We start from the raw sequence: 24,339 nt of genomic DNA, 5'->3' as shown, positions 1-24,339 counted from the left end.
GCGGCCATAGTCGATAAAGGGCGCGCGGGCGAAGCGCAATGCGGAATTGTGCGGGACGGGAGCCGCATAGACGGTCATGCCGCAATCGGGCCGGTCCCGGCCAGACGGCGGAGCCGTCGTGCCACCCCCGCAAGAGCGGCGTCCTGGCCGCGCTGATCGCCGACCAGCGCCATCGCCGGGAACCAGGGACGCACCGGTGTACCCAGCGCCGACCAATCCCCGGCTCCGCTGAGCCGCCAGACCGGTGTGCCCAACGCCGCTGCCAATTCGCCCACCGAGGTCGGCGCGGTGATGACGAGATCGAGGCCGGCGATCAGCGCCGCCATCCCCTCCAGATCGTTGCGCCGGTCCAAATCGGGCCAATGATGGAGGGCGGTGTCGAAACGGCGCAACGCCTCCGCCCGCTCCGGATCGTCGCCATCATATTGCAGGGTGACGAAGACGGCGCCCGGCACGGCAAGGACCGGTTTCCATTGCTCGATATCGGTATAGGAGCCGGCCCGGTCTGCCGTGACGCGGCCACTGCGCCAGCAGATCCCCACCCGCAAACCAAGCCCCAGCGCCGCCAGCCGCCCTTGCCAATCCGCCGCGAGGGCCGGATCGGGCGTCAGGAACGGCGCCGCGTCCGAAAATTGTCTTTGGCCTAATTGTTTCAGGCCGAATTTTTCCAGGCTGGGCCGCAGCCACGCCGCGACGTTCCCCATCGGTGCATGGACATCGGCATCCCGCGGGTCGGACGTCGGTGCCCGCACATCGGCGCCCGGCAGGGCACGGGCGAACAGGCCGACCAGCCGTGGATCGCATTCGACCACCAGCTTGCCGGCCCGGCGGACCAGATCGGTCAGTGCGGTGCCGAACAGGATCTCGTCGCCCAACCCCTGTTCTCCCCATACCAGGATGCGGCGGCCGGCCGGATCCTCCCCCCTCCATTCCGGAATGGAAAAATGCCGGCCCACGGTGTTGCCGGTGGCGAAGCGATGGGCGTAATCGTCCCAGCCGCCGGCAAGCTCCCCATCGGCCAGCCGTAGCAGTCCGCGGTTTGTCCGGGCCTCCGCCTGTCCCGGCGCCAACCGCAGGGTGCGCTCGGTGCAAGCGCGGGCCAGGCGGCGTTCACCCCGCACCAATGCCGTGTGCCCATGGTTGAGCATGGCGTCCGGCAGGTCGGGAGCCAGCGCCGCCGCGCGGCGGTGGGCGTGCAGCGCCTCGTCCCAGCGGGCCAGCCCGGCCAGCGCCATGCCCAGGTTCGACCAGCTCCGGGCGGACAGTGGGGCGATGCGCAGCGCACGGCGGCTCGCCAGCACGGCCCCGGCAAAGCGTCCCCGCCCCTTGAGCGCGGCGGCCGCGGTGGTCAGCGCCCCGGCCAGGGTCGGCGACAGGGCAATGGCATGGGCGCAGGCGGCTTCCGCCTCCGGATAGCGCCGGGCGGCCAGCAGGGCGGCGGCCAGATTGCCCCAACTTTCGGCGACCGACGGACGCAGGCGAACGGCATGGCGATGGGCCGTCATCGCCTCGTCGGCCGCGCCCGTCGCCTGCAGAGCCACGCCGAGATTGTTCAGCGCTTCGGCCAGGGCCGGCCGCAAAGCCAGTGCCCGCCGGTGCCACGCCATGGCCGCCACGTGCCGGCCGAGCCGAAGCAGGGTGACGCCGCCGTTGGTCCAGCCGGCTGCATCGGCCGGATTGGTGGCAACGACCTCCCGGTGGCGGTTGGCGGCTTCCGCAAACCGTCCCTGCCGGTGCAGGGACGCTGCCTGCCCCGCCAGTTCCTGCGCCGTTTCATCAGGTATCCTCTTCACCGGCGGGATGCGGGGAGCGGGTGGCGAGAGGGCTTGCAGGGCCTTGGCCATATCGGCCAGTGTCGCGGCGAACGGTTCGCCGGGGCGCGGCTGGAACAGGCGCATCGCCGGATACCAGGGACGGATCGTCGTGCCGAGTTGGGTCCAGTCGCGACTGCCGAAGCGCCAGACCGGTGTGCCCAGGGCTCCCGCCAGTTCGCCCACAGACATGGCGGGAGAAACCACGAGGTCCAGCCCGGCGATCAGCGCGGCGACGCCGTCGAAATCGTCCTTGCGGTCGAGATCGTCCCAGCGATGCAGGCGGATACCGAAGCGCTGCTCGGCCTCCAGGATTTCCGCTTCGACCTCGCCATATTGCAGCACCACCCACTGGATGCCGGGCAGGGCGAACAGCGGCGCCCAGGTGTCGAGCGGCAGGTAGGCGACGCTGCGCTCCACCGTCATCATCTGGCTCCGCCAGCCGATGCCGACGCGCAGCCCCGGTCCGAGCTTGGCCAACCGCTCCCGCCAACGCTCCACCAAGGCCGCATCCGGCACCAGCCATGAGGGGCGCGGAGGGAAGTCCGCCAGCCGGCGGCGCAGAACGCGCGGCAGCGACCCCATCGGCACATGGCGGTCGTAGTCCGGGATCGCCATCGCCTCGCGGCCCTGCCCGTCCAGCACCTCCGCCCGCACCCGCAGGTTCGGGAAGGAGCGGGTGAACAGCGGCACCAGCCTGGGATCGACCTCCAGGATGGTGGAGACGGCACGGCCGGCGATGTCGGCGCAGAGTGGGGAGAACAGGATGCTGTCGCCCACCCCCTGCTCGCCCCAGATCATCAGGCGGCGGCCGATCAGATCCTCGCCGCGCCATGCCTGGGCACGCGGCTGGCGTCCCTGCCCGACCTGCCCCGACCCGAAGCGCCAGCCATACCCCGGCCATCCCCGGTCGAGGTCGCCGGCCTCCAGCCGCAGCAGTCCCTTGTTGAAGTGGGACAGCGACAGGTCCGGGCGCAGATGCAGGGCACGGTCGTAGCAGCGCTCCGCCCCCTGACCGTCACCCAGGCGCTGGCGCGTGAGTCCCAGATTGCTCCAGGCTTCGCCATAGGCAGGGTCGAGCGCCAATGCACTGTAATAGGCCCCGGCCGCGCCGGCATGGTCGTGGCGGCCTTGATGCAGATGGCCGAGATTGTTGCGCGCGGGGGCCTCCAGCGGAGCCAGCCGGATGGCGTGGCGTTGCGACCTCTCGGCCTCGGCGAAGCGTTCGGCGCTGCGCAGGGCATTGCCGAAATTGGTGTGGGTTTCCGGCAGGCCCGGATCGAGCGCCAGAGCGATCCGCCATGCCGGCCAAGCGTTGGCCGTGCGGCCGGCGGCGTGGCGTGCATTGCCGAGATTGTTCCATGCCCCGGCGAAGTCCGGGCGGTAGCGGATCGCCTCGCGATGCAGGGCCTCCGCCTCGGCATAGCGTCCCTGGGCGTTGCGGATGCTGCCGAAATTGTCCAGCGCCTCGGCATGGCCGGGCTGGATTGCCAGCGCCGCATCGAAGCAGGTCGCGGCATCATCGAGCTGTCCTAAGCCTTTAAGACAGAGCCCCAAGCCATTGAGACAGAAGGAGTCCTGCGGAGAAAGGCGTAGAGCGTCGGCATAGCGCTCCGCAGCATCGGTCAGACGCCCGGCGGCATGCAGTGCCGCGGCCAGCGCCGCTAACGTCGCCGGATCGGAGGCACCGCCACCGAGCGCCGTCGCGATGCCCAGCGCCTCCGCAGCCTCCGCCAGCCGGCCGAGATGACGCAGACTGATCGCCCGGTTGGTCCAGGGGCGCGGGTCGCCGGGCAACAGGTCTGCCGCCCGCCCATGGGCGGCCAGCGCTTCTTCTGCCCGGCCGAGCCCTTGCAGAGCGGCGCCGAGGTTCAGGTGGGCATCGGCCAGATTCGGCGATAGGCGGGCAGCTTCGGCATAATGCTCCGCGGCCTCCGCCACCCGGTCCCGCCCGGCTAGCACGAGACCCAAATTGAAGTGGGCGCCGACATGAGCGGCGTCTCGGTCGAGCGCCCGCCACAGCGCCGCTTCCGCTTCCGCCAGTCGGCCGAGCCGTTGCAGCACGGTGCCGCGGTTGGCGTGATAGTCCGCCACCCCCGGCGCCGCTTCGACCGCTTTGTCAATCAAGGCAATGGCTTCTGCATTGTCGCCGCGCTGATGGGTGAGAACGCCGAGCAGATGCAGCGTGTCGACGTGATTGGACTCGGCTTGCAGAATCCGCCGGTAGAGCGGTTCTGCAGCATCCAACGCGCCGTTCTGGTGGTGGCGGAGAGCTTCGGCAAACCAGTCGGCAACGCTCACAGTGCACCTTGGGAAAATTTTGTAAGAATCTGGATTACCATTGGAATGCTGCTACCAATATCATCGCCGGCGTTGGGAGAGATGCAGCGCATGGTCGGGAACCAGGGCCTGACAGCGGTGCCGAGCTGGGTCCAGTCCCGCCGGCCGAGCCGCCAGACCGGCACGCCCAACGCCGCCACCATCTCCCCGGCGGAAGACGCGACGGTGACCGCCAAATCCAGGTTCGCCATCAATGCGGCGGTGCCCTCCAGGTCGGCGGTCTGGTCGAGGTCGCCCCAGCGATGGAGGCACACGCCATGGCGATGCTCCACCGCCGCGATCTCATCCTCCCGCCCGTCATATTGCAGGCTGACCACCCGCAGGCCGGGCAAGCGAAGCAACGGGATCCACTCTTCCAGGTCGGTGTAGGACCGGCGGCGTTCGGTGGTGACCCGCCGGCTGGTCCAGGCGACACCGACCGTCAAACCGGCTCCAAGGCCTTTCAGTCGCGCCCGCCAGAAGGCGACCTGTTCCGGATCGGCTTTCAGCCAGCCGGCAGGCGGGGGAGGATCGGGCACTCTCGGCCACAAAATCCGCGGCAGCGAACCGAAGGGCAGATGGCAGTCCGCATCGGTCGGCCGCCGCGTCGGTGCCCGCACGGCAACGCCGGGGAAGGAGTGCCGGAATAGCGGGACCAGCCGTGGTTCGCATTCGACGATGACGGCATCGGCGCCGAAACGAGCAATGGCCTGTGTCAGCAGCCCGCCGAACATGAGTTCGTCGCCCAGCCCCTGTTCCGCCCACAGCAGCAGGCGGCGTCCAGCCGGATCGTCGCCCTGCCATTCCGGCATCGGAAGAGGACGCTTCGGCCACAGCCGGTTCGAGTCGAAGCGGGCGGCATAGTCTTGCCATCCCTCGGCCAACCGGCCTTGGCGCAAGCGCAGGATGGCGCGGTCGAAACGGGCGAGCGCCTGTAGCGGGTCGGCTACCAGCGCACGGGTGAACGCCCGTTCCGCGTCGGCCTCGTCACCCAGATCCTGGACGGCGAGTGCCAGATTGGTATGGGCGGCGGCATAGCCTGGCTGCAGGGACAGGGACTGGCGTTGCAGGGCGGCGGACCGAACGGGCTGGCCCTGGATGCGATGGAGCGTGCCGAGATTGGTCAGCGCCTCCGCCATCCCCGGTGCCAGCCTCAGGGCATGGGAAACGGCCTGGACGGCAGCGGCGATACGGTCGCACTGCTGAAGCGAGAGGCCATAGCCGTTCCAAGCATCGGCATCCGACGGCTCCAGCGTCAGATAGCGGCGGTAGGCTGGCATCGCGTCGCCGCCGCGGCGTTGCAGAGACCCGGCCAGCGCCAGCACGGCCGAGGCATGATCGGGGCGCCGGTCCAGGGCGGCGCGCAAGGTCGCCTCCCCTTCATCGGCATGCCCGAGGTCCAGCAGGGCGAGACCGAGCGCGGCACGTGCCTCCGTCAGTCCGGGATTGGCGGCCAGCGCATGGCGCAGCAACGGTTCGGCTTCGGCCGGCCGCCCAAGGTTGCGCAGGATGGCGCCGAGATTGCCTTCCGCCTCAGCATAGTCCGGGCGGGCGCCCAGGGCGGCGCGATAGGCCGTCTCGGCCTCTTCGGCCTTGCCCAGGGCGGTCAGGGCATTGCCCAGCGTGTTGGCCGCTTCGGGGAACGGAGTGCGCAGGCGCAACGCGTTGCGGGCCGCCCGCTCCGCCTCCGCCGGGCGGCCCAACGCCTGGAGGGTGTAGGCGAGGTTGGCATGGTAGTCGGGAACGTCACGCCTTGCCGCCACGGCCTTGCCGATCAGGTCGGCCGCCTCGGCGAAGCGGCCGGTCTGGCAGGCGATCATGCCCAGCAGATGCAGGGCGTCGGGTTGCCCGGCTTGTGCGGCGAGGGCTTGACGGTAGAGCGCCTCCGCCTCGGCCAGACGGCCGGCCTGATGCAGCGGCACCGCCTGCCCGACCAGCGCCATGGCCGTGGCGGCGGACTTGCCGGCGGCGGTGCCGGAACTGCGCTGCTTGCGTTTCATGCCCGTGCCATCCCTGTTGGCTACGGGGTAGGGATAGCACGATTCCGGTGAAGCGGAAGGTGGGGGCTTATGGCCCCACACCCACCGGCGGAGTCGGGGCGGCGTTCACCGGCTCGGCCAACTGGGCGTCGACCACGGCGACGGCGGTCATGTTGACCAGACCGCGGGTGGTGACCGACGGGGTGACGATGTGGACCGGCCGCTGGATCCCCAGCAGGATCGGGCCGACATTCTGCGCCTCGCCCAGGATCTTCATCATGTTGAAGGCGATGTTGGCGGCGTCCAGCGTCGGCATCACCAGCAGGTTCGCTTCTCCCTTCAGGCGGCTGTCCGGCAGCACCTCCTTGCGGATCGCCGGGGCGAGGGCCGCGTCGGCATGCATTTCACCGTCGATCTCGACATCCGGCATCTGTTCCGACGCCAGTTCCACGGCAGCGCGCATCTTGCGGGCCGACGGGGTATCGGCACTGCCGAAGTTGGAGTGGGACAACAGGGCGACCTTCGGTTCGATGCCGAAGCGCCGCACCTCGTCGGCGGCCAGCCGGGCGATCTCGGCCACCTGCTCGGCAGTCGGGTCGGGGTTGACGTAGGTGTCGGTGATGAAGTGGACGCCCTTCTGCGAGATCAGCGCATTCATGGTCGCGGCGACCTTCACCCCCTCCCGCAGGCCGATCAGGCCGCAGATATGTGCCCAATGCTCGTTGAAGCGGCCGGTGGTGCCGCAGACAAGCGCATCGGCCTCGCCCCGGCGGACCATCAGGGCGCCGAAGACGGTGGGCTGGGTGCGGACCACGTTGGCGGCATGGCTGGGCGAGACGCCGCGGCGGCCCATCAACTTGCGGTAATGCTCGGTGAAATTGTGATAGCGCGGATCGCGGATGATCTCGATCACCTCGACGTCCCGGCCGATCTTGAGGCGCAGGCCCATCTCGGAAATCACCCGCTCGATCACCTCGCGGCGGCCGATCAGCACCGGATGCGCGATGCCGTCGTCGACCGCGACCTGGGCGCAGCGGATGACGCGCGGATCCTCGCCCTCGGCGTAGACGACGCGCTTGGGCGCGGTCTTGGCCTTGGTGATGACCGGCTTCATGAACAGGCCGGAGCGGATGACGTACTGGTTCAGTTGGTCCTTGTAGGCGCGGAAATCGGCGATCGGCCGGGTGGCGACGCCCGATTCCATGGCGGCGCGGGCGACGGCCGACGACACCTCGACGATCAGGCGGGGGTCGAAAGGCTTGGGCAGGATGTAGTCGGGCCCGAAGCGCAGCGTTTCGCCGACATAGGCCGCCGCCACCACGTCCGACGGTTCGGCGCGGGCGAGGTTGGCCATGGCGTGGGTGGCAGCGATCTTCATCTCCTCGTTCACCGTGGTGGCGCCGACGTCCAGCGCGCCGCGGAAGATGAAGGGGAAGCACAGGACGTTGTTGACCTGGTTCGGGAAGTCGGAACGGCCGGTGGCGATGATGGCGTCCGGCCGGGCTTCGCGGGCAAGGTCCGGCATGATTTCCGGCTCGGGATTGGCGAGCGCCAGGATCAGCGGCTTGTCGGCCATGCGGGCCAGCAGTTCCGGCTTCAGCACCTTGGCTCCGGACAGGCCGAGGAAGATGTCGGCGCCATCGATGACCTCGGCCAGCGCCCGGGCCTCCGTCTCCTGCGCGTATGCCTCCTTGTACTCGTTCATCTCCTCGTTCCGGCCCTTGTGGACCACGCCGATGCGGTCGACCAGCCAGACATTCTCGCGTTTCACGCCGAGCGACAGCATCAGGTCGAGGCAGGCGATGCCCGCCGCCCCGCCGCCGGTGGAAACGACCTTGACCTTGGAGATGTCCTTGCCGACCAGCGCCAGACCGTTCAGCACGGCGGCACCCACCACGATGGCGGTGCCGTGCTGGTCGTCGTGGAACACCGGGATCTTCATCCGCTCGCGACAGCGCCGCTCGATCTCGAAGCAGGCGGGGGCGGCGATGTCCTCCAGGTTGATGGCGCCGAAGGTCGGCTCCAGCCGCACGATGGTGTCGACCAGCGCGTCGACGTCCAGTTCGTTCAGCTCGATGTCGAAGCAGTCGATGCCGGCGAATTTCTTGAAGAGGACGGCCTTGCCCTCCATCACCGGCTTGGCGGCGTAGGGACCGATGTGGCCCAGCCCCAGAACGGCGGTGCCGTTGGTGACAACGGCGACCAGATTGGCGCGCGAGGTCAACTCCGCCGCCTTCGACTGGTCCTCGGCGATGGCGGTGCAGGCGTAGGCCACGCCCGGCGAGTAGGCAAGCGCGAGGTCGCGCTGGTTGGCCATGGGCTTGGTCGCGACGATCGCCAGCTTGCCGGGCCGCGGGTTGCGGTGATACTCGAGCGCCATCGCCTCAAAATCGCCGGACATCGGGTCTCTTCCTCCGGTTAACGTGATTTAGGTTAATTCTTTGTGTCAACTTCACCTGGATCGGGGTTATACCCCATCCGGGGTGCCTGCGCCAACAGTCCCGCCCGAATCGCAAGGGGACGATTCGAACCCAATCGAACCGTCCCCCGTATCTTACAGGATCGCCCGGCGGGCCGAACGGGTCATCTTTGGAATTTCCACATCCGGTCTTGCAGACTTGCCATGCATGCTTTCGGCGGATCGTCAGATCCGGGCCAGGGCCGGCTCCTTGAAGTGCTGCTGGTATTCGGCGACCGCTCTGGTTTCGTCGAATTCGCCTTCCATCTTGGCAACGACCACGGTGGCGACGCCGTTGCCGATCAGGTTGGTCAGCGCGCGGGCTTCCGACATGAAGCGGTCGACGCCCAGCAGCAGGGCCAACCCCTCGATCGGCAGGACGCCGGTGGCCGACAGGGTGGCGGCCAGCGTGACGAAGCCGCCGCCGGTGACAGCCGCCGCCCCCTTCGAGGTCAGCATCAGGATGACCAGGATGTAGAGCTGCTGCCAGATGGTCAGGTCGACGTTGAAGGCCTGGGCGATGAAGATCGCCGCCATCGACAGATAGATCGAAGTGCCGTCCAAATTGAAGGAATAGCCGGTCGGTATGACGAGGCCGACGACATGCTTGGAACAACCGAACTTCTGCATCTTCTCCATCATGCGCGGCAGCACCGACTCCGAGGAGGAGGTGCCGAGCACGATCAGCAGTTCCTGGCGGATGTAGCGGATGAAGCTCCAGATGCTGAAGCCATAGGCCTTGGCGATGCCACCGAGCACGACGAAGATGAAGATCGCCATGGTGATGTAGACCGACGCCATCAATTGGCCCAGCGCGGTCAGCGACGAGATGCCGTACTTGCCGATGGTGAAGGACATGGCGCCGAAGGCACCGACCGGGGCGACGCGCATCAGGATGCCGATGACGCCGAACAGGGCGTGGCCGATCTTGTCGAAGATGTCCTCGACCAGCTTGCCCTTCTGGCCCATGGCGGACAGCGCGACGCCGAACACCACCGCGAAGAACAGGATCTGCAGCATGTCGCCCTGGACGAAGGCGCCGACGACATTGTCCGGCACGATGCCGACGACGAAGTCGATGAAGCCGTGCTCATGGGCGGATGTGGCGTATTTCTGCACCGCATCGGCCTTCAACTGGCCGGGCTGGATGTTCATCCCCGCGCCGGGACGCACCAGATTGACGATCAGCAGGCCGATGCCGAGCGCAAAGGTGGTCACCACCTCGAAATACAGCAGGGCCTTGCCGCCGACCTTGCCGACCTTCTTCAGGTTGCCGATCGAGGAGATGCCGGTGACGACAGTCAGGAAGACGATCGGGCCGATCACCATCTTGACCATCTTGATGAACAGGTCGCCCAGCGGTTTCATCTGTACCGCGATGGCCGGATAGAAATGGCCGAGCAGGATGCCGATGCTGATGGCGGTCAGAACCTGGAAGGTCAGGTTGGTGTAGAAGGGCTTCTTCACCGTACCCGGCCGGGCGGCGATCGCGTCTGCGCTCATGGTGCTCTCCTCGAGGTGTTCCGGGGTGGCGTTCCCCGGAACGGCGTTCCTGGCGAGGCGCCCGTTCTTTCGACCGGCATTCGTGCCGGCTGGGCGGGCGGCCCCAACTGATTGCCATTGAAAGCAAGCGATGGGCCAATTGCTGAATCCAGCAACATCAAGCATTTGCCGAAAGGGCGAGAGCGAAAATCCGCACGACATGGCCCCCAGTGATGTGCGAAAATCCGCACACTTCACAGCGCTGCGGCATCAATGTTGCGGCGCAGCATGACGAAGGGCGACTTTGCTTAGCCATCTGCGCGACCCGGCGACAGAATCGACCACCTCCGCCGCTCCGGCCGAACCGCGCTCCCCCGCGGCGCTGCTGGTGGCGCGGGCGCTCGAACGTCCGCGCCGGCTGCTGCTGGCAGCGCTGCTGCTGGGAGTGCCGGTGGCGGCAGCGTGCGCTGCCGGCTGGGCCACCTCCCTGGCGCAGGACGAACTGAGGGAGAGCGCCGCGGCGCAGCTGGCGCTCTACGACGCCAACCTGCGGGCCGAGTTGGAGCGGCACGCGGCCATCCCCCTGGCTCTGGCCCAGGATGCCGAGATGCGCGCCATGCTGGCCGATCCGAAGCCGGCCGCGGTCGACAGCCTGAACCACAAGCTGGAGGACATCGCCCGGGCGCTGGGAGCGCTGGCGCTCTATGTCATGGATGCCCGGGGGCAGACGGTGGCGGCCAGCAACTGGAACAGTCCTGCCAGCTTCGTGGGTGAGAATTTCTCCTACCGGCCCTATTTCCGCATGGCGATCGACCAGGGCGAGGGACACCATTTCGCGCTCGGCACCACCTCGCTGGTGCCCGGCTATTACACCGCCTACCGGGTGGTGGCGGAAAACCGCACACTGGGGGCGGTGGTGCTGAAGCTCGGCTTCGACCGGCTGGAACGGGCCTGGGCGCCGGGGCAGGAAAAGCTGCTGGTGACCGACCGCGATGGGGTGGTCTTCATCACCAACATGCCGGCTTGGCGCTATCATGCCCTGCCCCGCCGCCTGCCGATCAGCCTGCCGGTGGTGCCGGAGGGCACCAGCGAGGGGCTGGACGTGCTGCCTTGGGCCTTCGGCGGCGCCTCCGACCGCATCGCGCTGGAGGAGAAGGAGGGGCAGCGGCACTATCTGCTGACCTCCGCCGCCATGCCCGGCGGCGACTGGACCCTACACAGCCTGACCAGCCTGGAGCCGGTGACCGCCCGCGCCTGGGTCGCCGGGCTGCTGGCCGCCGCAGTGGTGGCGATGGCAGCACTGACGGCCTACGCGGTGGCGCTCCGTCGGGTGGCGCTGGTCGAGCGCCTCGCCCTGCAGGAGGAATCCCGGGCCGAGCTGGAGCGCCGCGTCGCCGCGGCGACCGCCGATCTGCGGGCGGCGGAGAATGAATTGACCCAGGCGGCGAAGCTGGCGGCGCTCGGCCAGATATCGGCCGGGATCGCCCATGAGATCAACCAACCCTTGGCCGCCATGCGCAGCTTTGCAGACAACGCCGTGGTCCTGCTGGAGCGGGGGCGGACCGACGCAGTGCGCGCCAATCTGGCAGAGATCGCCGAACTGACCGACCGCATGGCCGCGATCACCCGCCAGTTGAAGGGGTTCGCCCGCCGTGCCTCCGGCACACTGGGGCCGGTGTCGGTCCATGCCGCGGTGGGACAGGCGCTGGCCCTGCTGGAAGCGAAGTTGCGGCGGGAGGACATCACGGTCGAAGTCGACCTGCCAGACCGGCCGGTCCTGGTGGTGGGCGAGGACGTGCGCCTGCAGCAGGTGCTGGTCAATCTGGTCGGCAACGCCGCCGATGCCATGCGCGGCAGCCCGGTGCGCCGCCTGCGCATCGGGCTGGTCACCGCGGAGGGCGAGGCATTGCTGAGCGTCGCCGACAGCGGCTCCGGCATCGTCGATGCCGCCTTGCCCCGCCTGTTCGTCCCCTTCTTCACAACCAAGGAAGCCGGCGAGGGGCTGGGGCTGGGGCTATCGATCAGCCATGGCATCGTCGAGGATTTCGGCGGCAGCCTGACCGCTGCCAACCGCAACGGGAAGCCTGGCCATGGCGCCGTCTTCACCCTGCGGCTCAAGACCAGGGAGCAGACAGCATGAACCAGCCCCTTCCAGAAAACGCAGGGAGCGTCCTTTTCGTCGACGACGAGCGGGCGGTGCGGCTTGCCGGGCAGCAGGCGCTGGAACTGGCGGGCTTCGAGGTGACGGCCTGCGACGGGGCGGAGCGGGCGCTCCGCCATCTCGGACGCGACTGGCCGGGCTGTCTCGTCACCGATGTGCGGATGCCGCAGATGGACGGGTTGGCACTGCTGGCTCGGGTGCGGGAAATCGATCCCGACCTGCCGGTCATCCTGATCACCGGACATGGCGACGTGCCGATGGCGGTGGAGGCGATGCGCAACGGCGCCTATGATTTCCTGGAAAAGCCCTTCCCGTCCGACCGGCTGACCGAGATCGCCCGGCGGGCGGTGGACAGGCGCCGGCTGGTGATGGAGAACCGCAGGCTGCGGGCGCAGATCGCCGGCGGTGCCGGCCCGGGGGAGAGCATCGTCGGCCGCACCGCCGGGATCGAGCGGTTGCGTGCCACCATCGCCGCGGTCGCCGACACCGATGCCGACGTGCTGGTGTTCGGCGAGACCGGTACCGGCAAGGAGATGGTCGCCCGCGCGCTCCACGCCGCCAGCGGCCGGCGCAAGCACCCCTTCGTCGCACTGAATTGCGGCGCGATGCCGGAAGCGATCTTCGAGAGCGAACTGTTCGGGCACGAGGCTGGCGCCTTCACCGGAGCCGGCAAGCGCAGGATCGGCCGGATCGAGCATTCCGGCGGCGGCACCCTGTTCCTCGACGAGATCGAGAGCATGCCGCTGTCGCTGCAGGTCAAGCTGCTGCGGGTGATCCAGGAACGCGTGGTGGAACCGCTGGGCTCCAACGAGCAGATTCCGGTCGACCTGCGCGTGGTGGCTGCGACGAAGGCCGACCTGAGACAGGCCGCCGACGCCGGGCATTTCCGCGCCGACCTCTATTACCGGCTGAACGTGGTGGTGCTGACCATCCCGCCGCTGCGCGAGCGGCGCGACGACATCCCGCTGCTGTTCCAGTATTTCGTCGTCCAGGCGGCCACCCGCTACAACCGGGAGCCCCGTACGCCGACCCGCGAGCAGATGCAGCGGCTGATGGGCCAGGACTGGCCCGGCAACGTCCGTGAATTGCGCAACGCCTCCGACCGCTTCGTCCTGGGGCTGGAGGCCATGGCCGCCGCGCCGGCCACCGCCCCGTCGGCGCTGTCGCTGTCCGAGCAGGTCGACCTGTTCGAGAAAGGCCTGATCCAGTCCGAACTGGCCCGCCATCGCGGCAGCGTCAAGGCCGCCGTCGAGGCGCTGAACGTCCCCCGCAAGACCTTCTACGACAAGCTGAAACGCTACGGCCTGAGCCGGGAGGATTTCATCGAATAGCTCCCCCTTCGGTCGAGTTGACTTCCCTGACGGCTTGCGGGCTGGACGCCCGGTCCCTATTTGACCTCCCCTGTCGGATGCCGCTTTCGACCGGTCAGGTAGCGGAGCGCCGGGCGGACCTTTCCTTCGTTCCGGCTGTTGTATTGTCAAACGCACAGCATCGACATCGATGGGGACGGCCTGAGAATGTCACCGAGGATTAGCACCATGACCCCCCGTCTCCTTGCGGAGCTTCTGGAACCGATCCTGACCGCCTCGGATGAAGACGAGGAGGCCCTGTCGGAAGCCGTGAACCTGACCGCCGAGGCCATGGCGGCGCTCGGCGCCACCGTGCTCGACCCGAGCGGACAGCCGGCGCGCGGGGTGTCCGACGAACGGGCCGTCGTGGCCGCACTCAACACCCATGCGCACAACCTGATGCGCGACGGCCGGCTGGACGACGTGGTGGAGGCCCTGCAGGTGGCCGAGCGGATCGGCCGCCTTGCCCATCTGCCGCACCACCCGCGGACGGTCTGACAACTCTTAGGGAGAAGGGCGCGGTCGTTCGTGGAAGCGGCTTCGCGGGTGCGGGAATTCCCTCCCTCCGTGCTGTTTGAGCGACGTGCCACCCAGCGCTCAACAGGGGAGAAGCCTCCGTGACCAATGCGCCGCAGCCCAATGTCCTGCCGACCCCACTGGAAGGCGAGTTCCTGTCCCGCCTTCAGGACGACCTGCTGCCGGACCATCTGCTGACCCGCCGCTGGTACGCCGCAAAGGACGCCGGGCGGCCCGCCGTGCGGATCGTCGACGCGCTGCCGCTGCCGTTGCCGAACGGCTCGCTGGCGCAACTCTGCCTGCTGCGGGTCGAACCGCCCGGGCGGGAACCGCAGCTCTACCAGCTTCCCCTGATTCTCGACCACGGCACCGGCGAGGATCCGTCGGTGATCGCCGGGACCGACGGGACGATGCCGGTCCCTGGCCGCCTGCGCGACGGCTATGCCGACGATGGCGTGGTTCGGGCTCTGCTGGCCGCCATCCTCAAGGGCAACCCCCAGGAGGGTGAGACGGCGCTGTCGCCCGGCCTGACCGCCGGCAGCACCCGGGCGTGCCGGGCGCTGGCCCGACGGCTCGACGTCGGGGCACCATTGCACCGGATGACCGCCGAGCAGTCCAACACCTCCATCCGCATCGGCGACGTCGCCATCCTCAAGGGCCTGCGCAAGCTGGAGCCCGGCATTCATCCCGAACTTGAGGTCAGCCGCTTCCTGACCGAAGTCGCCGGCTTCGCCAACACCCCGGCGCTGCTGGGCTGGGTCGAGCGCGCCAACAGCTCCGGCTCGACCACCCTGTGCGTGATGCAGGAACTGGTGCCGGAGGCCAAGGACGCCTGGGGACATGTCACCGGATACCTGAACGACCGCATGGCCGGTTTCACCAATGGTGGCGGCGAGGCGGAACGGGCCGGCGATGCCGAGAGCATCGCCTTCCTGCGCCTGCTCGGCCGGCGCACGGCGGAGTTGCACCGTGCGCTCGCCATTCCCGGTGGCGGAGAGGCCTTCACGCCGGAACCGGTGACGCCGGAACGGCTGCGTGACTGGGCTGGCGGTGTACGCGCCCTGGCCAAGCAGGTGCTGGAACGGCTGCGCGCCACCGGCGCGACCCTCGATCCCGCCATCGCTTCGTCGGCCTCTGCTCTGGCGGAGAGCGAAGCAGCTGTGATGGCCCGGATCGATGCGCTGATCCCTGCCGATGCCGATTTCCACGCCATGCGCCTGCATGGCGACTACCATCTGGGACAGGTGCTGGTGTCGCGCGGCGATGTCCAGATCGTCGATTTCGAAGGCGAGCCGATGCGCCCGCTGGCGGAACGGCGGGCCAAGCACTGCATCCTGCGCGACGTCGCCGGCATGCTGCGCTCCATCGCCTATGCCGCCGCCATGGCCCGCGACGCCGTCCCGGCCGGCATCGACGGAGCCTCGTCGGATGCCCGCACCGCCTGGTTGGCCTGGTGGGAGGGAGCGGCGTCCGCCGCCTTCCTGGACGGCTATCGCGACGTCATCGGCGACTGCCCCGGCTTTCCACAGGATCCGAAGGCGGCCACCGGATTGCTGAAGCTGTTCCTGCTGGAAAAGGCGTTGTACGAGGTCGGTTACGAACTGGCCAACCGGCCCGGCTGGGTGGCGATTCCGCTGGCCGGCGTCTTGGCCATTCTCCGTGCCGATGCCGGGCCGGAAATCGCCAGCCGCGAGCGTGACCGCTTCCCCCCGGTGGACGAGCGGCGCCGCAGCCATTCCATGCCCTTCGGCGCCGAGGTCCAGCCCGACGGCTCGGTCCGCTTCGCGCTGTGGGCGCCGACCGCGCCATCGGTCCTCCTGACGCTGGAGGATGGCGGGCAGCCGATGTCGATGGAGGAGATGGTCGACGGCTGGTTCGGCCTGACCACCGCGAGAGCGCATGCCGGCAGCCGTTACCGCTTCGTGCTGCCGGACGGGCTGACGGTCCCGGATCCGGCCTCCCGCTTCCAGCCCGACGATGTGCATGGACCGTCGGAGGTGATCGACCCCAGCCTGCATGTCTGGACCGATGCCGCCTGGACCGGCCGGCCCTGGCATGAGGCGGTGCTGTACGAGCTGCATGTCGGCACCTTCACGCCGGAGGGGACCTTCCTGTCGGCCATCGACCGGCTGGACGATCTGGTGGAACTGGGCGTTACCGCGATCGAGCTGATGCCGGTGGCCGATTTCCCCGGAACGCGCAACTGGGGATATGACGGCGTCCTGCCCTTCGCCCCCGACAGCGCCTATGGTCGGCCGGAGGATCTGAAGGCCCTGGTCCAGGAAGCGCATGCGCGCGGCCTGATGGTCTTCCTCGACGTCGTCTACAATCATTTCGGGCCGGAGGGAAATTATCTCCACGCCTTCGCCGACGCCTTCTTCACTGACCGCCACAAGACCCCCTGGGGGGCCGCGATCAACGTCGCCGACCGGCGGAGCGCGGCGGTGCGGAACTTTTTCATCCACAACGCGCTCTACTGGCTGGAGGAATATCACCTCGACGGGCTGAGGCTGGACGCCGTCCACGCCATCATCGACGACAGCGCCCACCATGTCCTGGAGGAATTGGCGGAGCGGGTACATGGCCATTTCCAGAACCGGCGCCATGTCCATCTGGTGCTGGAGAACGACGCCAACCAAGCCCATTTCCTGGCCCGCCACCGGGAAGGAGATCCGCGCTGGCACACCGCCCAGTGGAATGACGACTTGCACCATTGCCTGCACAGCGCGGCCACCGGCGAGGATGGCGGCTATTATGCCGATTACGCCCATGACCCGGCCAAGCTGGGCCGCGCTCTGGCCGAGGGCTTCGCCTACCAGGGCGACCCGTCGGCCTACCGTGACGGCGAACTGCGCGGCGAGCCGTCGGCGCATCTGCCGCCAACCGCCTTCGTGACCTTCATCCAGAACCACGACCAGATCGGCAACCGCGCCTTCGGCGAGCGCATCGCGCAGATCGCCAAGCCCGAGGCGGTGCGCGCCGCCACCATCCTCTATCTGCTCGGCCCCGGCATTCCCATGCTGTTCATGGGCGAGGAATGGGCGTCGGCGAAGCCCTTTCCCTTCTTCTGCGACTTCGGCGATGAACTGGCGGAGGCCGTGCGCAAGGGACGGGCGGAGGAGTTCGCCAAGTTCCCCGAATTCCAGGACCCCGACGCCCGCGACCGCATCCCCGACCCGACGGCAACGGCAACGGCGGAGTCCGCCAAGCTGGATTGGGAGGTCAGGGGGCGGCCGGAGCATGCCGGCTGGCTCGACTGGTATCGCCGCGCGCTGTCCCTGCGCCAGGCGGAGATCGTGCCGCGGCTGGACGGCGTTCCCAGCGGCGGCTCAGGCCACACGGTGGTCGGTGCGACCGGGCTGACGGTCTGCTGGAAACTGGGCGACGGCAGCCGGTTGCATGCCTTCGCCAATCTGGCCGACCGGCCGGCCGCCGGTTTCCCGCAAGCGTCCGGGCGCGTGCTGTGGACGGAGGGCGAGGGGTTGCGCGGCGACACGCTCGCCCCCTGGTCGGTGGTGCTGTGGCTGGAGGAAGCCTCGGCGCTCGACCGGCTGGCCGACCGGATGGGCATCGAGCGGTCCTTCGACAATGCCGCAGGAGAGACGGTGACGGCCGGCGAGGACACCGTCCGCGCCCTGCTGGCCGCCATGGGGGTCGAGGCGGGGGACGAGGCGCAGGCACTTGCCCATCTCGACCGGCTGGACCGGGACGAGAGCGCCCGTGTCCTGCCGCCGGTGGTGGTGCGCCGTGCCGGCGAGGCGGCGACCGTGCCCGTCACCCTGCCCCACGGCACCCGCACCCTGCGCTACACCCTGACGCTCGAAACCGGGGAGACGCAGAGCGGGGTGGTCGGCTTCGCAAGCCTGCCGCGCTGCCGCTGCATCACCGCCGGCGACGTGACCTATGCGGAACGCCGGCTGCCGCTGGGCCGGCTGGCCCAGGCCGGCTATCACAGGTTGAGGGTCGAGACCGAGCATGGTCTGGCGGAAACCCGCCTCGTCCTGGCGCCGGCACGCTGCCATCTGCCGGCAGCGATGCTGAAGGGCGACAAGCTGTGGGGCCTGTCGGTGCAGCTCTACACCCTGCGCAGCGAGCGCAATTGGGGCATCGGCGATTTCGGCGACCTGCGGACGCTGGTCGACATCGCCGCGGCGCGTGGGGCGGCGGTGATCGGGCTGAATCCGCTGCACGCGCTGTTCCTCGACAATCCCGAACATGCCAGCCCTTATTCCCCGGCGAGCCGTCTGTTCCTGAATCCGATCTACATTGATGTTACCGCCATACCCGGGTTCCTGGACGATGCGGAGTTGCGCCGGCGGGTGGCGTCACCGGAGTTCAGGCAGACACTGGAGGCGGCACGCACCGCCGCCAATGTCGATTACACCGCGGTCGCCAAGTTGAAGCTGCCGGTCCTGGAATTGCTGTTCGCCCGCTTCCGGCAATCGGGCAGTCCGGAGCGCCGTGCCGCCTTCGAGGCATTTCGGGCCGCGGGCGGCATCGGGCTGGAGCGCTTCGCCACCTTCCAGGCGCTGCGCGAACGCTTCGCCGCGGAAGGCAAGGCCGACTGGCACCGATGGCCCGCCGAGTTGCACGAGGCGGAGGCACCGTCTGTCAGGCGCTTCGCCAGGGAACAATCCGACCGCATCGCCTATTTCGCATGGCTGCAATGGGTCGCGGACGGCCAGCTGCGCGCCGCGGCCGAACGGGCGACCGAACTTGGCATGGCCATCGGATTCTGCCGGGATCTTGCCGTCGGTGCCGATGCCGGCGGGGCGGAAACCTGGATGACGCCGCAGGCGGTGGTGGATGCCGCCCATGTCGGCGCCCCTCCCGACCTGTTCAACCCGGCCGGCCAGGACTGGGGCCTGCCGCCCTTCCACCCGCGGGCGTTGCGCGAGGCCGGCTACCAGCCCTTCATAGATCTGGTCCGCGCGAACATGCGCCATGCTGGTGCATTGCGCATCGACCATGTGATGGCACTCCAGCATGTCTATTGGATTCCACAGGGCCATCCCGCCGGAGAGGGAGCCTATGTCGCCTACCCGATGGAGGAACTGCTGGGCATCCTGGCGCTGGAAAGCCAGCGGCAGCGCTGCCTCGTTGTCGGGGAGGATCTGGGCACGGTGCCCGAGGGTTTCCGTGAACGGATGACCGAGGCCGGGGTGCTGAGCTACCGCGTCGTCTTCTTCGAATGGACCGAGAGCGGTGCCTTCAAGGGGCCGGACGAGTATCCGGAACTGGCGCTCGCCACCGTCGGCAGCCACGACCTTGCAACGCTGCGCGGCTGGTGGGAAGGCGACGACATCACCCTGAAGGCGGACAGGGGCCTTTATCCCGCCGCCGACGAAGCGGACAAGCAACGGATCCGCCGCTCCGCCGACCGTACCGCCCTGGTCGATGCGCTGCGCGCCGCCGACATCGCGCTGCCGGCCGGCTTCGGACCGGACAGCAGCTATGACGACACGCTCGACCATGCGGTCCACGCCTTCCTCGCCCGCACGAAATCGGCGTTGGCGGTGGCGCAGCTGGACGACCTGACCGGCGAGCGCGATCAGGTCAACCTGCCCGGCACCACCGACCAGTATCCCAACTGGCGCCGCAAGCTGTCGATGACGTTGGAGGAACTGGCCGACGCACCGGAACCGGCGGCGGTCGCGGCGATCCTCGCCGCCGCGCGCCCGGCTTCCCGACACTGACCCTCAAACCCGATCTTCCCGTTGGCCGCCTTCCCACAGCAGGAGCACACACCCATGGCCCCCGCCGCCGGCAAGCCCATCCCTCGTGCGACGTACCGGGTCCAGCTGAATGGCGCGTTCGGCTTCGACCGCACCGCCGCCATCGCCGACTACATAGCCCGGCTGGGCGTCAGCCACCTCTATGCCTCGCCCTACATGAAGGCGCGGCCGGGCAGCACCCACGGTTACGACATCGTCGACCACAACGCCCTCAATCCGGAACTGGGCGACCAGAACGCGTTCCAGGAGATGGTCGGGGCGTTGAAGCGCAACAGCCTTGGCCAGATCCTGGATTTCGTGCCGAACCACATGGGCGTCGGCGGCTCAGACAATGAATGGTGGTTGAATGTGCTGGAGTGGGGCGAGGAAAGCCCGTATTCCGGGTATTTCGACATCGAATGGGACTCCGACTACCGCTATCTCCAGGGCAAGCTGCTGGTCCCCGTCCTTGGCGACCAGTACGGCGCGGTGCTGATGTCGGGCGGGCTGGAGCTGCGCTTCGATCAGGAGACCGGCAGCTTCGCCGTCTGGGCCTATGACAGCCACAAATTGCCGGTGCGGCCCCAGGATTACGGCATCGTCCTTGGCGACGACCATCCGGATCTGGAACGGATCGGCGACGCCTTCACCCATCTCGCCTACGCCCGGCCCCACCAGATCCCGCGGGCGGCCGTTCAGAAGGCGGAGCTGGCGACGCTGGTCGCCGCCCGGCCTGACGTCGCCGACGCCATCGCCCAGCGGCTGACCGCGTTTCGCGGCTATTCCGGGGAAATGGAAAGCTGGGGCCGCCTGCACGAGTTGATCGGCCGCCAGAACTGGCGTGTCGCTTATTTCAAGGTGGCGGCCGACGACATCAACTACCGACGCTTCTTCAACATCAACGAGCTGGCCGGCCTGCGCATGGACGAGCCGGAGCTGTTCGACGTCGCCCACCGGATGGTGCTGGCGATGGTGAAGGACGGCACGCTCGATGGTATCCGCATCGATCATATCGACGGGCTGATCGACCCCAAGGGTTATTGCGAGCGGCTGGTCGAGGCGGCGGGAACCCCCTTCTACCTGGTGGTGGAGAAGATCCTCGCTCGCCATGAACGCCTGCGCGAGGATTGGCCGATCGACGGCACCACCGGCTACGAGTTCGCCAACCTCATGGGCGGCCTGTTCGTCGATCCCAAGGGAGAAGAGGCCTTTTCCCGTCTCTATGCCGGCTTCATCGGCAACGATGAACCGTTCGAGGAGGTGGTGCGCAAATCCAAGATCCGCATCATGGAAAGCGAGATGGCGAGCGAGCTCAACGTGCTGTCACGCAAGGCGTCGCGCATCGCCCGCTCCAATCCAGCGACCGCCGATTTCACCGCCAACATCCTGCATCAGGCCTTGAAGGAGACGATCGCCCGTTTCCCCGTCTACCGCACCTATGTCGACGGGACAGGGCCCACCGATCTCGACCGCCGCGATATCGACTGGGCGATCTCCCAGGCACGGCGGGTCGCACAGGGGCCGGACGAATCGGTCTATGATTTCCTGCAGCGGCTGCTGACCACCGATCTGGTGGCTGCACCCAAGAGCGGCTACAGCCACCGGCAGGTCACCCGCTTCGCCATGCGCTTCCAGCAATATAGCGGACCGGTGATGGCAAAGGGGCTGGAGGACACCGCCTTCTACCGCTACAACCGGCTGGTCGCGCTGAACGAGGTCGGCGGCCATCCCGACCATTTCGGGGTCAGCGTCTCCGCCTTCCACCGCGCCAACCAAGACCGCGCCCGCAACTGGCCGGGCAACATGCTGTCCACCACCACCCACGACACCAAGCGCGGCGAGGACACCCGCGCCCGCCTCTACGCCCTGTCGGAGATGCCGGAGGACTGGGAAAGGCAGGTCCAGACCTGGAGCCGCCTGCTGCGCGCCCGCCGCGGCGACGTGGAGGGGACCGCCCCGCCCGACCGCAGCGACGAATATCTGTTCTATCAGTTGCTGCTCGGGGCTTGGCCGGTCGAACTGACCGGGGCGGCACCTGACCGGATCGACCAGTCGGCGATGACCGCATTCGCCGAGCGCATCGTCGGTGCCATGACCAAGTCGATGCGCGAGGCCAAGCTGCATTCGACCTGGGCAGCGCCCAATGAGGCCTACGAATCGGCCGTGGTCGGCTTCATCCATGATGCGCTGGACGTCACCCGCCGCAACGCCTTCCTGGAAGCCTTCCTGCCCTTCCAGGCGACGCTGGCACGCATCGGCATGGTTAATGGGCTGGCCCAGACCCTGCTGAAGCTGACCAGCCCCGGGGTACCCGACATCTACCAGGGCTGCGAGTTGTGGAACCTCAGCCTCGTCGATCCCGACAACCGGTCGCCGGTCGACTATGAGGCGCGCCGCACCCTCTTGGACGAGGTGGAAGATGTGGTTGAACGGGGCGCCGTGGCCGGGCTGCTGGAACGATGGACCGATGGCGCCATCAAGCTGGCCGTGACCCGGCAAGCCCTGGCCCTGCGCGCCGATAAGCCGGAAATCTTCGCTGCCGGCGAGTATCTGCCGCTGGAGGCGACCGGCGAGCGCGCCGACCATGTCGTCGCCTATGCGCGGCGCAACGGCGACGACAGCGTAGTGGTTGCGGTGCCGCGGCTGGTGGGCCGGCTGGGCGAAAACCCGGACTGGGGCAACACCGCCATCCCGCTGCCGCGCGGCACCCGATGGCGCGACCGGCTGACCGGGAAGGAGGTCGAAGGGCAAGACGCGGTATCGCTCGCCACGCTGTTCGCCGATCTCCCGATAGCCCTGCTGTCCCGAGACGGCTGACGAGCGGCGCGGCCAATCGAAAGGGGCGCGCGATCACTCGCACGCCCCTTTCCCATTACGGCCGGAACCGATCAGCGGACGGTGCTGCCCGTGCTGGGGGACGAAGGCTGCTGCGTGCCGACCGCACCGTCGGAGCCGCTCCCCATCGAGCCGCTGTTGCCCAAGCTGTTGCCGCCGGTGCCGTTGGTCGTACCGGACGAGCCGGTGCCCGTCATCGAACCGTTACCCGTGGATGACCCGCTGGACCCAGCAGTCCCGCTCTTGCCGTCGACGCCGCCCATGGTGCCGCAGCCGAGCGCATTGGTGGGCGAACAAGGCGGGTTGGTCTGGTTGGAATTTGTGGTGGAACCGGCACTGTTGGCCGCCGGACTGCCAGAAATGGAGTTGCTGTCGGCCGCAATGGCGGGCGCGGCGAGCAGGGCGAGGGCGGTGGCGGCACCGATCATCAGGCTCTTCATTACGTTTCCTTTCGCTGTGCACACCCGTCGCCGCTATGGCGGCGGCAAGGCGGCGTGGTTCTGGGAACTCGGGAGTCGATCTCGGTTGGTCGATCCGCGGGGAAAAGAACCGGCCGGCCCGTTCCCGTCCCCGCTTTCCCAGACATCAACAGCGGAATTGCGGATTGATTGCGCCCCTTCCCGCTCGTCGAAACGAATGGATTGGATCGCGTAAAATCGGAATCGATTTGAAGCGTGAACCCGACCGCCGAACTCCAGTCTGCCAAAGCTCCCACAGTCCATGCCCGGAAACGACGAAGCCCGCCGACGGGCGGGCTTTCGAACGCAGCGACGGCTGTTCAACAGGTCAGGCCGTACGCGCCTTGGGCAGGGCTGCGGCAGTCGCCGCGGAACCGGTGAACAGCTCCAGCGCGGCAGGCTTGAAGGAGGGGCGCAGGCCGCTCAGGATCTCGCTTGCGGTGCCGATGGCCTGGACCAGCGCGTCCGGCATCACCGGTTTGCGCAGCAGACCCATGGCGAAGCTCCGCGCTTCCGCAGCATGGTGATCGAAACCGGTCATCAGCAGCGACGGAACGCCATTCTCCTCCCACAGTCGCCGGGCCAGCACGAGGCCGTTCTCCCCGCCGGCGAGATTGACGTCGACCAGCGCCAGGTCGGGACACTCGCGGGCACCGACCCGCGCGGCCTTGGCGGCATCACGCAGCGGTCCGACCACGGTGTAGCCCGCATTCTCCAGAACGGCCTTCACGGCCGGACCGATCAGCGGATCGTCCTCGACGACAAGCAACTTCAAGACTGCATGCTCCCTTGATGCACGGTGCGGGCTTATAGCCCGCCTGGTCCGGATTCCGAAGCCTCTTGGCTTCGATCGACTGAACCGCCCATGTTTGTCGCAGCTCCGTCCCGTTCAAGAGGTCGAAGGAGCACCCCCTTCCGGCTGTGGCGTCCTACCGAACGTCGGGGAAGGAAACATACACCATTGCAGCCTGTTTTACCCCTACGCGAGAGAGGAAAAGAGCAATGGCTTTCGTTGAACTGACCGACACTTCCGGGGACTTCATTCTGGTGAACCCCCTGTGCGTCGCCTGCCTGCGCGCCGCCACCGACGGTGAAACCGACCTGTATCTGACCGGCCGGGGCGAGCCGCTGCGGATGAAGGGCACACCGGCGGACATCGCCCGTCTCCTGGAAGATGCGGCCCCCACCCCGCCGGATCCAACCTTGTCGCTGCTGGCCTAAGTCGTTGCCGGCCTAAGTCGTTGCCGGCCTAAGTCG

General features: G+C 68.1%; 12 protein-coding genes. 6 read left to right on the top strand and 6 right to left on the bottom strand.

Annotated elements, in window-relative coordinates:
* Positions 1-74 precede the first annotated feature (74 nt).
* From AL072_RS19835 to AL072_RS19820, 4 genes are all read right to left on the bottom strand, one after another.
* A complete protein-coding gene (locus AL072_RS19835; RefSeq protein WP_045584533.1) occupies positions 75-4,112 on the bottom strand; it encodes a tetratricopeptide repeat protein in 4,038 nt (1,345 codons plus the stop codon).
* Complete coding sequence (locus AL072_RS19830) at positions 4,109-6,130, bottom strand: tetratricopeptide repeat protein (RefSeq protein WP_045584532.1); 2,022 nt, start codon at positions 6,128-6,130, stop codon at positions 4,109-4,111. The genes AL072_RS19835 and AL072_RS19830 overlap by 4 nt, the downstream gene beginning before the upstream one ends.
* A gap of 67 nt (positions 6,131-6,197) precedes the next feature.
* Positions 6,198-8,510 (bottom strand): NADP-dependent malic enzyme, encoded by a 2,313-nt coding sequence (locus tag AL072_RS19825; RefSeq protein WP_045584531.1) that lies wholly within the window; start codon positions 8,508-8,510, stop codon positions 6,198-6,200.
* A 243-nt stretch (positions 8,511-8,753) separates the two neighbouring features.
* Entirely contained in the window at positions 8,754-10,070 is a 1,317-nt protein-coding gene (locus tag AL072_RS19820) for a dicarboxylate/amino acid:cation symporter (RefSeq protein ID WP_144428314.1), read from the bottom strand.
* A gap of 283 nt (positions 10,071-10,353) precedes the next feature.
* Here AL072_RS19820 and AL072_RS19815 point away from each other — a divergent pair, with 283 nt between their 5' ends.
* The 5 genes from AL072_RS19815 to treY all read left to right on the top strand — a co-directional run bounded on the left by AL072_RS19815 (position 10,354) and on the right by treY (position 22,606).
* Complete coding sequence (locus AL072_RS19815; protein ID WP_245636936.1) at positions 10,354-12,189, top strand: ATP-binding protein; 1,836 nt, start codon at positions 10,354-10,356, stop codon at positions 12,187-12,189.
* The gene (locus AL072_RS19810) at positions 12,186-13,541 is read left to right on the top strand and encodes a sigma-54-dependent transcriptional regulator (RefSeq protein WP_045584530.1); all 1,356 of its coding nucleotides are present in this window, start codon (positions 12,186-12,188) and stop codon (positions 13,539-13,541) included. Before AL072_RS19815 ends, AL072_RS19810 begins: the two co-directional genes overlap by 4 nt.
* Before the next feature lie 207 nt (positions 13,542-13,748).
* Positions 13,749-14,057 (top strand): hypothetical protein, encoded by a 309-nt coding sequence (locus AL072_RS19805; protein WP_045584529.1) that lies wholly within the window; start codon positions 13,749-13,751, stop codon positions 14,055-14,057.
* A gap of 119 nt (positions 14,058-14,176) precedes the next feature.
* A complete protein-coding gene (treZ, locus tag AL072_RS19800) occupies positions 14,177-19,771 on the top strand; it encodes a malto-oligosyltrehalose trehalohydrolase (protein WP_045584528.1) in 5,595 nt (1,864 codons plus the stop codon).
* A 54-nt stretch (positions 19,772-19,825) separates the two neighbouring features.
* Positions 19,826-22,606, top strand: a complete 2,781-nt coding sequence (treY, locus tag AL072_RS19795; protein WP_045584527.1) for a malto-oligosyltrehalose synthase — start codon at positions 19,826-19,828, stop codon at positions 22,604-22,606.
* Positions 22,607-22,677: 71 nt separating this feature from the next.
* Here treY and AL072_RS19790 read toward each other — a convergent pair whose 3' ends face one another.
* Together AL072_RS19790 and AL072_RS19785 are read right to left on the bottom strand one after the other, a co-directional pair.
* A complete protein-coding gene (locus AL072_RS19790) occupies positions 22,678-23,064 on the bottom strand; it encodes a hypothetical protein (RefSeq protein ID WP_045584526.1) in 387 nt (128 codons plus the stop codon).
* Positions 23,065-23,410: 346 nt separating this feature from the next.
* Entirely contained in the window at positions 23,411-23,857 is a 447-nt protein-coding gene (locus tag AL072_RS19785; protein WP_045584525.1) for a response regulator, read from the bottom strand.
* A 227-nt stretch (positions 23,858-24,084) separates the two neighbouring features.
* Between AL072_RS19785 and AL072_RS19780 the strand changes: the two genes are divergently transcribed.
* The gene (locus AL072_RS19780; RefSeq protein WP_045584524.1) at positions 24,085-24,303 is read left to right on the top strand and encodes a hypothetical protein; all 219 of its coding nucleotides are present in this window, start codon (positions 24,085-24,087) and stop codon (positions 24,301-24,303) included.
* Positions 24,304-24,339 lie beyond the last annotated feature (36 nt).

The sequence above is a fragment of the Azospirillum thiophilum genome, assembly GCF_001305595.1.
Classification (GTDB): domain Bacteria; phylum Pseudomonadota; class Alphaproteobacteria; order Azospirillales; family Azospirillaceae; genus Azospirillum; species Azospirillum thiophilum.
Note: the sequence above shows the minus strand (reverse complement) of the source record. Positions and strands in the feature narration are given on the sequence as shown.